Genomic DNA, 10,384 nt, shown 5'->3' on the forward strand with positions numbered 1-10,384 from the left:
GAGGCATTGTACGTGATGTCGGTTATTTCGGTGGGGCGGCCATTCGCGGATGAATCCGCTCCCACAAAAGCCCTTACACATAAAGTGAGTGGGGAATGTGGGAGCGGATTTATCCGCGAAGCTTTTGAGGCCATCAGACCGTATGCAGGTACCAGTTGTACTCAAGGTCGGAGATCGAGTGTTCGAACTCTTCCAGCTCGCTCTCTTTGCACGCGACGAAGATATCGATGTATTTCGGATCGATGTACTTGGCCAGGATCTCGCTGTCGTCCAGTTCGCGCAGGGCATCGCGCAGGTTGTTGGGCAGGCTCTGCTCGTTTTGCTCGTAGGAGTTGCCTTCCACCGGTGCGTTTGGCTCGACCTGGTTGGTCAGGCCGTGGTGAACGCCGGCGAGCACGGCCGCCATCAGCAGGTACGGGTTGGCATCGGCGCCAGCAACGCGGTGTTCGATGCGCACGGCGTCTGGCGTGCCGGTCGGTACGCGCAAGGCCACGGTACGGTTGTCCAGGCCCCAGCACGGCGAGTTCGGCACGTAGAACTGGGCGCCGAAACGGCGATACGAGTTGACGTTCGGGCACAGGAACGCCATCGAAGCCGGTAGGGTCTCGAGCACACCGCCGATCGCATGACGTAGTGCGGCGTTCTGCTCGGGATCCTCACTGGTGAAGATGTTCTTGCCGTCACGGTCCAGAATCGAGATGTGGACGTGAAGGCCATTGCCTGCCTGACCTGGGTAAGGCTTGGCCATGAAGGTGGTGTCCATCTCATGGTCGTAGGCGATGTTCTTGATCAGTCGCTTGAGCAGTACCGCGTAATCGCAGGCCTTCATCGGGTCGGCGACGTGATGCAGGTTCACTTCGAATTGTGCCGGGGCACTTTCCTTGACGATGGCGTCGGCAGGGATGCCTTGTTCTTTCGCGCCTTCGAGGATGTCTTGCAGGCAGTCGACGTACTCGTCCAGGTCATCGATCAGGTAAACCTGGGTCGAATGCGGGCGTTTGCCGGAGATCGGTGAGCGCGGCGGCTGTGGGCGGCCGTTCACGTTTTCCTGGTCGATCAGGTAGAACTCGAGTTCGAAGGCCGCGCAAATGGTCAGGCCCATTTCGTCGAACTTGCTCACGACCTGGCGCAGCACTTCACGCGGGTCGGCAAAGAACGGCTCGCCTTCGAGTTCGTGCATGGTCATTAACAGCTGCGCGGTCGGGCGCTTCTGCCAGGGCTCGTTGCACAGGGTGTCCGGGATGGGGTAGCAGATACGATCGGCATCGCCGATGTCCAGGCCAAGGCCCGTGCTTTCTACCGTCGAACCGTTGATATCCAGGGCGAAGAGGGAGGCCGGCAGGTTGATGCCTTTCTCGTAAACCTTGTGCAGGCTTGTGCGTTCGATGCGCTTGCCACGCACCACACCATTCATATCTGCAATCAGAAGGTCAACGTACAGAACCTCAGGATGTTCCTTAAGGAACGCGTTCGCTTCGTTAAGCTGAACGGCACGCGGGGGTACCGACATGATGCAACACCTTTGTTGTTAAAAATATCAATCAATGGGCTCTTGTTGGTTCAGTCAATCCGAAAGCCATCCTGAAGTCAAGCGAGCCCGGTTTTGCCCTGAAAAAGCGCTGAAGCGCCATTTTTGTTGCAATTTAGGGCATTGAAACGTGCTTTGAGCTATAGCCAGTCACAGGCTAAAGCAGGCCGTGTTCTATTTTTTACGGGGGTGTTGTGTAAAAAAATGAACAAGGCTAAGCTCGAATGCAACCCAGAACAGCAATAATACCGGGGGTTACATGTCTCTCTTGCCGATAATCGGCGTCACCGCCTGTACCAAGCAGATCGGTTTGCATGCTTACCACATCAGTGGCGACAAGTACGTCCGCGCAGTGGCTCAAGCCGCGTGTGGGCTGCCAGTGATCCTGCCTTCCCTCGGTGAACTGTTCAAACCGGCCGATATACTTGACGCCGTGGATGGGCTGCTCTTTACCGGCTCTCCTTCCAATATAGAACCCTTTCACTATAACGGGCCAGCCAGTGCTGAAGGCACTGCCCATGACCCTGCCCGCGACGCCACGACCCTGCCCCTGATGCGTGCAGCCATTGCCGCCGGCGTGCCGGTGCTCGGCATTTGCCGAGGGTTTCAGGAGATGAATGTGGCGCTCGGCGGCAGCCTGCACCAGAAGGTTCATGAAACCGGAACCTTCATGGACCATCGTGAGCCGGAAAACGAATCGCTCGAGGTCCAGTACGGTCCCAGGCATTCGATGCAGGTGCAGCCTGGCGGCGTGCTCGCCTCGCTGGGCTTGCCCGCTACTATTGAGGTCAACTCCATACACGGCCAGGGTATCGAATACCTGGCGCCCGGCCTTAGAGTAGAGGCGCTGGCGTCCGACGGCCTGATCGAGGCAGTGTCGATTGAACAGGGTGCGGGCTTTGCCCTGGCTGTTCAGTGGCACCCGGAGTGGCAAGTGCGTGACAACCCACACTACCTGGCGATTTTCCAGGCCTTTGGCCAGGCCTGCCGGCAACGAGCAGCACAACGTGGCGCATCCGCGTCAAAAAACGCCTGACTCCTGACGAGTCGGGTATGACCTCCTGAGGTATTTATGAGTACCAGCCTCGACCAGCTCACCGATTGGTTGAAAGAACACAAGATCACCGAAGTGGAATGCCTGATCGCAGATCTCACCGGGATCACCCGCGGCAAGATATCCCCGACCAACAAGTTCATTGCCGAAAAAGGCATGCGCCTGCCCGAGAGCGTGCTGTTACAGACGGTCACCGGAGACTACGTCGAGGATGACATCTATTACGAGCTGCTCGACCCTGCAGACATCGACATGATCTGCCGACCCGACGAGAACGCGGTGTTTCTCGTGCCCTGGGCCATCGAGCCGACCGCGCAGGTCATCCACGATACCTACGACAAGCAAGGCAACCCGATCGAGTTGTCGCCCCGCAACGTGCTCAAGAAAGTCTTGAAGCTCTATGCCGACCGCGGCTGGCAACCCATCGTCGCGCCGGAAATGGAGTTTTACCTGACCAAGCGCTGCGAAGACCCGGACTTCCCGCTGCAGCCGCCGGTGGGTCGTTCCGGTCGCCCGGAAACCGGTCGCCAGTCGTTCTCCATCGAAGCCGCCAACGAATTCGATCCGCTGTTCGAAGATGTCTATGACTGGTGCGAACTGCAGAACCTGGACCTGGATACGCTGATCCACGAAGACGGCACGGCGCAGATGGAAATCAACTTCCGTCACGGCAATGCCTTGTCGCTGGCCGACCAGATCCTGGTGTTCAAGCGCACCATGCGCGAGGCCGCGCTCAAGCACAACGTGGCCGCAACCTTCATGGCCAAGCCCATGACCGGCGAGCCGGGCAGCGCGATGCACCTGCACCAGAGCGTCGTCGACGCGCACACCGGCAAGAACATCTTCTCCAATGAAGACGGGAGCATGAGCGAGCTGTTTATGCATCACGTCGGTGGCCTGCAGAAGTACATCCCCGAGCTGTTGCCGCTGTTTGCTCCCAACGTGAACTCGTTCCGCCGATTCCTGCCCGATACCTCGGCACCAGTGAACGTCGAGTGGGGCGAAGAAAACCGCACCGTCGGCCTGCGCGTACCGGACGCCGGCCCGCAGAACCGCCGGGTGGAAAACCGCCTGCCGGGCGCCGATGCCAACCCCTACCTGGCCATCGCTGCCAGCCTGTTGTGCGGCTATATCGGCATGGTCGAAGGCCTTGTTCCCAGCGCGCAGGTGCAGGGCCGGGGCTACGAGCGGCGCAACCTGCGCCTGCCATTGACCATCGAAGATGCGCTTGAGCGCATGGAAAACTGCCGGTCACTGGAGAAATACCTGGGTAAAAAATTCATCGTCGGTTACGTCGCCACCAAGCGTGCCGAGCATGAAAACTTCAAGCGCGTCATCAGCTCCTGGGAACGGGAATTCCTGCTGTTCGCGGTCTGATCGATACGGGGCCGCAGCCCACTGCGGCCTCTTGTTAACGGAGAAGCACATGAGCGTCAAAAACCCGCAAACCCGCGACTGGCAAGACTTGAGCCGTGATCATCACCTGGCCCCGTTCAGCGACTTCAAGCAGCTGGCGGAAAAAGGCCCGCGGATCATCACCAGGGCCCAGGGCGTGCACCTGTGGGACAGCGAAGGCAACAAGATCCTCGACGGCATGGCCGGCCTGTGGTGCGTGGCGGTCGGCTACGGCCGTGACGAACTGGTCGAGGCGGCCAGCAAACAAATGCGCGAGCTGCCGTACTACAACCTGTTCTTCCAGACCGCTCACCCACCGGCGCTGGAACTGGCCAAGGTCATCTCCGACGTTGCCCCGGCCGGCATGAGCCACGTGTTCTTCACCGGCTCCGGCTCCGAAGGCAACGACACCGTGCTGCGCATGGTTCGCCATTACTGGGCACTGAAAGGCAAGCGCGAGAAGAAAGTCATCATCGGTCGCATCAACGGCTACCACGGCTCCACCGTGGCCGGCGCGAGCCTGGGCGGCATGGTCGGTATGCACGAGCAGGGCGACCTGCCAATCCCGGGTATCGTCCATATCCCGCAGCCGTACTGGTTCGGCGAAGGCGGCGACATGAGCCCGGACGAGTTTGGCATCTGGGCCGCCGAGCAACTGGAGAAGAAGATTCTCGAAGTCGGCGAAGACAAGGTCGCGGCCTTTATTGCCGAGCCGATCCAGGGCGCGGGCGGCGTGATCATTCCGCCAGACACCTACTGGCCGAAGGTCAAAGAGATTCTCGCCAAGTACGACATTCTGTTTGTCGCTGACGAAGTGATCTGCGGCTTTGGCCGTACCGGCGAATGGTTCGGCAGCGATTACTACGACCTCAAGCCGGACCTGATGACCATCGCCAAAGGCATGACCAGCGGCTACATCCCCATGGGCGGTGTGATCGTTCGTGACGAGATCGTCAAGGTCCTCAACGAAGGCGGCGACTTCAACCACGGCTTCACCTATTCCGGCCACCCGGTCGCGGCCGCCGTGGGCCTGGAAAATATCCGCATCCTGCGTGACGAAAAAATTATCGAGCGGGTCAAAGCCGAAACGGCACCGTATTTGCAGAAACGTCTGCGCGAACTCAGCGATCATCCGCTGGTGGGTGAAGTGCGGGGTCTGGGCCTGCTGGGGGCCATTGAACTGGTCAAGGACAAGGCCACTCGGGCTCGTTATACCGACAAGGGCGTCGGAATGATCTGCCGGCAGTTCTGTTTCGACAACGGCCTGATCATGCGCGCAGTCGGCGACACCATGATCATCGCCCCGTCGCTGGTGATCACCAGGGAAGAGATCGATGAGTTGGTAACAAAAGCACGTAAATGCCTGGACCTCACGCTCAATGCACTTAATAGCTAAGTGCTAGTGTGTAGGAGCAGACCTTGGTCGCGATCAAGACGCCGCGGTGCTTGAAAGACACCGCGACGAATCCATCGCGGGCAAGCCTCGCTCCTACCAGGATGTTGATAGAGCGCCCTGGATCTTGCCAGACTAGCAGCTGTTGCGGCTGGCCAGCATTTGCGTACCAGGGCTTGGCGGTCGGGCAGCAGGCTTGATAAAAAAATACTGGAGCATGACGCATGAAGAAATTTGGCAAGACGCTTCTGGCCATGTCCCTGATGGGGCTGGTGGCTGGCACTGTTCAGGCGGACGATAAAGTACTGCACGTGTACAACTGGTCGGATTACATCGCACCGGATACCGTGAAGAAGTTCGAGGCCGAGTCGGGCATCAAAGTGGTCTACGATGTCTTCGACAGCAACGAAACCCTGGAGGCCAAGTTGCTGGCGGGCAAGTCCGGGTACGACGTCGTCGTGCCGTCGAACAACTTCCTGGCCAAGCAGATCAAGGCCGGTGTCTACCAGGAACTGGATCGCTCCAAGTTGCCGAACTGGGACAACCTGAACAAAGACTTGCTCAAGGCCGTTGGCGATGCCAGCGACAAGGACAACAAATACGCTTTCCCGTATATGTGGGGCACCATCGGCATCGGTTACAACCCGGAGAAGGTCAAGGCCGCGCTGGGTACCGACAAGATCGATTCCTGGGACACGCTGCTCAAGCCTGAAAACATCGCCAAGCTCAAGGGTTGCGGTGTGAGCTTCCTGGACTCGCCAACCGAAATGATCCCGGTCGCGCTGCACTACCTGGGCTACCCGACCGACTCCGAGGACAAGAAACAACTGGCTGAAGCCGAAGCCCTGTTCCTCAAGATCCGTCCTTCGATCGGTTACTTCCACTCCTCCAAGTACATCTCTGACCTGGCCAACGGCAACATCTGCGTCGCCGTGGGCTACTCGGGTGATATCCAGCAGGCCAAGTCCCGTGCGGAAGAAGCCGGCGGCAAGGTCAAAGTTTCCTACGCCATTCCGAAAGAAGGTGCTGGCAGCTTCTATGACATGGTCGCCATCCCTAAAGATGCCGAGAACGTCGAAGGCGCCTACAAGTGGATGAACTTCCTGATGAAGCCGGAAATCATGGCTGAAATCACCAATACCGTGCAGTTCCCGAACGGTAATGCCAAGGCGACCGAGTTTGTGGAAGACGCCATCAAGAACGACCCGGGTATTTACCCAGCCGCTGATGTACAGGCCAAGTTGTATGCGATCGCCGACTTGCCCGCCGCAACCCAGCGGATCCTGACCCGCAGCTGGACCAAGATCAAATCGGGTAAATAAGCCCGGTTTGCGCCGCGAACACGGCCTGTCATTCGGCGGGCGGTGTTCGCGGTGGCTTGAAGATGCAAATTTTTTTTGCTGGATGGGTTTATCGAAGGTAAGTTGCGCGCCGGTTTTGTTATCCGGCAGGTCACTGCCGTTTGCCACGGGCACTATTGAGAGGACCTCCCACTTGTCTACTTCTTTGTTTCGCAAGGCCATGTTGGCGGGCGCGGGTCTGACGCTGGCGCTCAGCGTGCAAGCGGCGCCCACTGTGCATATTTATAACTGGTCAGATTACATCGGCGAGACCACCCTCGCGGACTTCGAAAAGGCCACCGCCATTAAGCCGGTGTACGACGTTTTTGACTCTAACGAAACACTGGAAGGCAAGTTGCTGGCGGGCCGTACCGGCTATGACGTGGTCGTGCCGTCAAACCACTTCCTGGGCAAGCAGATCAAGGCCGGTGCGTTCCAGAAGCTCGACAAGTCGCAACTGCCGAACTGGCAGAACCTGGACCCTGCGCTGCTCAAGCGCCTGGAGAAGAACGACTTGGGCAACCAATACGCCGTGCCTTACCTGTGGGGCACCAACGGCATTGGTTACAACGTCGAGAAGGTCAAGGCTGCGCTGGGTGTCGAGAAGATCGATTCCTGGGCTGTGTTGTTCGAACCGGAAAATATCAAGAAGCTCTCCAAGTGCGGTGTCGCGTTCCTCGACTCCGCTGATGAGATGCTGCCGGCGGTCCTGAATTATATGGGGCTGGACCCCAACAGCACCGATCCCGAGGATTACGAGAAAGCCGAGAAAAAGTTGCTGGCGGTGCGCCCTTACGTGACGTACTTCCACTCCTCCAAATACATCAGCGATCTGGCCAACGGCGATATCTGCGTGGCGGCCGGGTTCTCGGGCGATATCTTCCAGGCCAAGGCTCGCGCCGAAGAAGCGGGCAAGGGCGTGGACATCGCCTATTCGATTCCCAAGGAAGGCGGCAACCTCTGGTTCGACATGCTGGCAATCCCCAGGGATGCCACCAACGTCAAGCAAGCCCACGCCTTCATCAACTATCTGCTTGAGCCTCAAGTCATCGCGAAGGTCAGCGATTACGTCGGCTATGCCAACCCCAACCCGAAGGCTGGGGAACTGATGGAACAAAGCGTGCGCACTGATGAGTCGGTGTATCCACCGCAAGCGGTGGTCGACAAGCTTTACGTCAACTCCGAGTTGCCCCCCAAGGTGCAACGTTTGATGACCCGCAGCTGGACCAAGGTCAAGTCGGGCAAATAATTATCCAAGGTCCGCCCCGTGTTTGAGGGTGGGCTGTAAACCAGGTTGGGAGTTTCGTTAATGGCAGTTGCCTCCGGCGCCTATAAGAAAGCCCTCGAGGGCGACCAGCAACCCAAGCAGGTGCTGGTCAAGATCGACCGGGTCACGAAAAAGTTCGACGAGACGATCGCGGTGGACGACGTGTCTTTGCAGATCAACAAGGGCGAGATCTTTGCCCTGCTCGGCGGCTCCGGTTCGGGTAAATCCACCTTGCTGCGCATGCTGGCCGGTTTCGAACGGCCGACGGAGGGGCGAATTTTCCTCGATGGCGTGGACATCACCGATATGCCGCCCTACGAGCGGCCGATCAACATGATGTTCCAGTCCTACGCGCTGTTCCCGCACATGACCGTGGCGCAGAACATCGCCTTCGGCCTGCAGCAGGACAAGATCCCCAAGGCCGAGATCGACGCCCGTGTGGCCGAAATGCTCAAGCTGGTGCAGATGAGCCAGTATGCCAAGCGCAAGCCGCACCAGCTGTCCGGCGGCCAGCGCCAGCGCGTGGCCCTGGCCCGTTCGCTGGCCAAGCGCCCGAAGCTGTTGCTGCTCGATGAGCCGATGGGCGCACTGGACAAGAAGCTGCGCTCGCAAATGCAGCTGGAGCTGGTAGAAATCATCGAGCGGGTCGGCGTGACTTGCGTGATGGTGACCCACGACCAGGAAGAGGCCATGACCATGGCCCAGCGCATCGCGATCATGCACCTGGGTTGGATCGCTCAGATCGGCAGCCCGATCGACATCTATGAAACCCCGACCAGCCGCCTGGTCTGCGAGTTCATCGGTAATGTCAACCTGTTCGAAGGCGAAGTCGTCGACGATGCCGAAGGCCATGCCCTGATCGCCAGCCCCGAGCTTGAGCGCAATATTTATGTTGGTCACGGCGTCAGCACTTCGGTGCAGGACAAGCGCGTGACCTACGCCATCCGCCCGGAAAAACTGCTGGTGACCACCGAGCAGCCGGACAGCCAATACAACTGGTCGCGCGGCAAGGTCCTCGACATTGCCTACCTGGGCGGCCATTCGGTGTTCTACGTCGAATTGCCCTGCGGCAAGCTGGTGCAGTCGTTCGTGGCCAACGCTGAGCGTCGGGGCGCGCGTCCGACCTGGGATGACCAGGTGTTCGTGTGGTGGGAAGACGATAGCGGCGTGGTACTGCGGTCATGAACATTCGAAAACTCAAACGCGCCCTCGACCGAGTAACGCCCGGCGGTCGCCATCTGGTGATCGGCGTTCCGTTTATCTGGCTGTTCCTGTTCTTCATGCTGCCGTTCTTCATCGTCCTGAAGATCAGCTTTGCTGAAGCCGACGTGGCGATTCCGCCGTACACCGAAATCTATACCTACGTCGAACAAAAGATCGAGCTGGTGCTCAACCTGGCCAACTACGGCTTGCTCGGCGAGGACGAACTCTATATCTCGGCGTACCTCGGCTCGCTGAAGATGGCGTTTTTCAGCACCTTGCTGTGCCTGTTCATCGGCTTCCCGATGGCCTATGCCATCTCCAAGGCGCGCAAGGAGATGCAGACGGTGCTGTTGCTGCTGATCATGATGCCGACCTGGACGGCGATCCTGATCCGCGTGTATGCCTGGATGGGCATCCTCAGCAATAATGGCCTGCTCAACGCCTTCCTGATGTGGCTGGGCCTTATCGACCAGCCGCTGCAGATCCTCAATACCAACCTGGCGGTTTATATCGGCGTGGTTTATTCCTACCTGCCGTTCATGATCCTGCCGCTCTACGCCAACCTGGTGAAGCACGACCAAAGCCTGCTGGAAGCGGCATCGGACCTGGGTTCGAGCACGTTCAACAGCTTCTGGAAAATCACCGTGCCGCTGGCCAAGAACGGCATCGTCGCTGGCTGCATGCTGGTGTTCATCCCGGTGGTGGGCGAGTTCGTGATCCCTGAGCTGTTGGGCGGCCCGGAAACCCTGATGATCGGTAAAGTGTTGTGGCAAGAATTCTTCAACAACCGTGACTGGCCGGTGGCGTCTGCCCTGGCGGTGGTGATGCTGGCGATCCTGATCGTGCCGATCCTGCTGTTCAACCGCAGTCAGGCCAAAGAGATGGAGGGCAGGGCATGAAGCGTTTCAGTTTCTCGAACCTGATGCTGGTGCTGGGGTTGCTGTTCATCTACCTGCCGATGCTGATTCTGGTGATCTACTCGTTCAACGCCTCCAAGCTGGTGACGGTCTGGGGCGGCTGGTCGGTGAAGTGGTACGTGGGCCTGCTGGACAATACTCAGCTGATGGGCTCGGTGGTCCGCTCGCTGGAAATCGCCTGCTACACGGCGGTGGCCGCGGTTGCGCTGGGCACCCTGGCAGCGTTCGTGCTGACCCGCGTCACCCGCTTCAAGGGCCGCACCCTGTTCGGCGGCCTGGTGACCGCG

The 10,384-nt window shown here is 59.0% G+C and carries 8 protein-coding genes and 1 pseudogene; 8 read left to right on the forward strand and 1 reads right to left on the reverse strand.

The genetic code is table 11. The features are described 5' to 3' along the window. Window positions 1-133: 133 nt before the first annotated feature. Window positions 134-1,510: a glutamine synthetase family protein gene (locus GUY40_RS17390; protein ID WP_166570146.1), complete on the reverse strand. Its 1,377-nt coding sequence runs from the start codon at window positions 1,508-1,510 to the stop codon at window positions 134-136. 277 nt (window positions 1,511-1,787) lie between these two features. Here GUY40_RS17390 and GUY40_RS17395 point away from each other — a divergent pair, with 277 nt between their 5' ends. The 8 genes and pseudogenes from GUY40_RS17395 to GUY40_RS17430 all read left to right on the forward strand — a co-directional run. Further along, the gene (locus GUY40_RS17395) at window positions 1,788-2,564 is read left to right on the forward strand and encodes a gamma-glutamyl-gamma-aminobutyrate hydrolase family protein (protein ID WP_166570147.1); all 777 of its coding nucleotides are present in this window, start codon (window positions 1,788-1,790) and stop codon (window positions 2,562-2,564) included. A gap of 36 nt (window positions 2,565-2,600) precedes the next feature. Further along, window positions 2,601-3,959, forward strand: coding sequence for a glutamine synthetase family protein (locus tag GUY40_RS17400; protein WP_166570148.1), 1,359 nt, complete (start codon window positions 2,601-2,603; stop codon window positions 3,957-3,959). 49 nt (window positions 3,960-4,008) lie between these two features. Then, window positions 4,009-5,373: an aspartate aminotransferase family protein gene (locus tag GUY40_RS17405; RefSeq protein ID WP_166570149.1), complete on the forward strand. Its 1,365-nt coding sequence runs from the start codon at window positions 4,009-4,011 to the stop codon at window positions 5,371-5,373. 221 nt (window positions 5,374-5,594) lie between these two features. Next, the gene (locus GUY40_RS17410; protein WP_166570150.1) at window positions 5,595-6,692 is read left to right on the forward strand and encodes a polyamine ABC transporter substrate-binding protein; all 1,098 of its coding nucleotides are present in this window, start codon (window positions 5,595-5,597) and stop codon (window positions 6,690-6,692) included. Between the two features lie 172 nt (window positions 6,693-6,864). Continuing rightward, window positions 6,865-7,959: a polyamine ABC transporter substrate-binding protein gene (locus GUY40_RS17415; RefSeq protein WP_166570151.1), complete on the forward strand. Its 1,095-nt coding sequence runs from the start codon at window positions 6,865-6,867 to the stop codon at window positions 7,957-7,959. A gap of 60 nt (window positions 7,960-8,019) precedes the next feature. After that, window positions 8,020-9,162, forward strand: coding sequence for a polyamine ABC transporter ATP-binding protein (gene potA / locus GUY40_RS17420; RefSeq protein ID WP_166570152.1), 1,143 nt, complete (start codon window positions 8,020-8,022; stop codon window positions 9,160-9,162). Continuing rightward, window positions 9,159-10,079, forward strand: coding sequence for an ABC transporter permease subunit (locus GUY40_RS17425; RefSeq protein WP_166570153.1), 921 nt, complete (start codon window positions 9,159-9,161; stop codon window positions 10,077-10,079). The genes potA and GUY40_RS17425 overlap by 4 nt, the downstream gene beginning before the upstream one ends. Then, window positions 10,076-10,384 (forward strand): annotated as a pseudogene (locus GUY40_RS17430) (putrescine ABC transporter permease PotI); the annotation flags it as partial. The gene GUY40_RS17425 and the pseudogene GUY40_RS17430, both read left to right, overlap by 4 nt.

It is taken from the genome of Pseudomonas sp. R5(2019), from assembly GCF_009905435.1.
Classification (GTDB): Bacteria; Pseudomonadota; Gammaproteobacteria; order Pseudomonadales; family Pseudomonadaceae; genus Aquipseudomonas.

What these genes read in the sequence shown, in the direction of transcription:
- GUY40_RS17390 (WP_166570146.1), bottom strand. Translation starts at nt 1,510, where the DNA reads ATGTCGGTACCCCCGCGTGCCGTTCAGCTTAACGAAGCGAACGCGTTC.
- GUY40_RS17395 (WP_166570147.1), top strand. Translation starts at nt 1,788, where the DNA reads ATGTCTCTCTTGCCGATAATCGGCGTCACCGCCTGTACCAAGCAGATC.
- GUY40_RS17400 (WP_166570148.1), top strand. Translation starts at nt 2,601, where the DNA reads ATGAGTACCAGCCTCGACCAGCTCACCGATTGGTTGAAAGAACACAAG.
- GUY40_RS17405 (WP_166570149.1), top strand. Translation starts at nt 4,009, where the DNA reads ATGAGCGTCAAAAACCCGCAAACCCGCGACTGGCAAGACTTGAGCCGT.
- GUY40_RS17410 (WP_166570150.1), top strand. Translation starts at nt 5,595, where the DNA reads ATGAAGAAATTTGGCAAGACGCTTCTGGCCATGTCCCTGATGGGGCTG.
- potA (WP_166570152.1), top strand. Translation starts at nt 8,020, where the DNA reads ATGGCAGTTGCCTCCGGCGCCTATAAGAAAGCCCTCGAGGGCGACCAG.
- GUY40_RS17425 (WP_166570153.1), top strand. Translation starts at nt 9,159, where the DNA reads ATGAACATTCGAAAACTCAAACGCGCCCTCGACCGAGTAACGCCCGGC.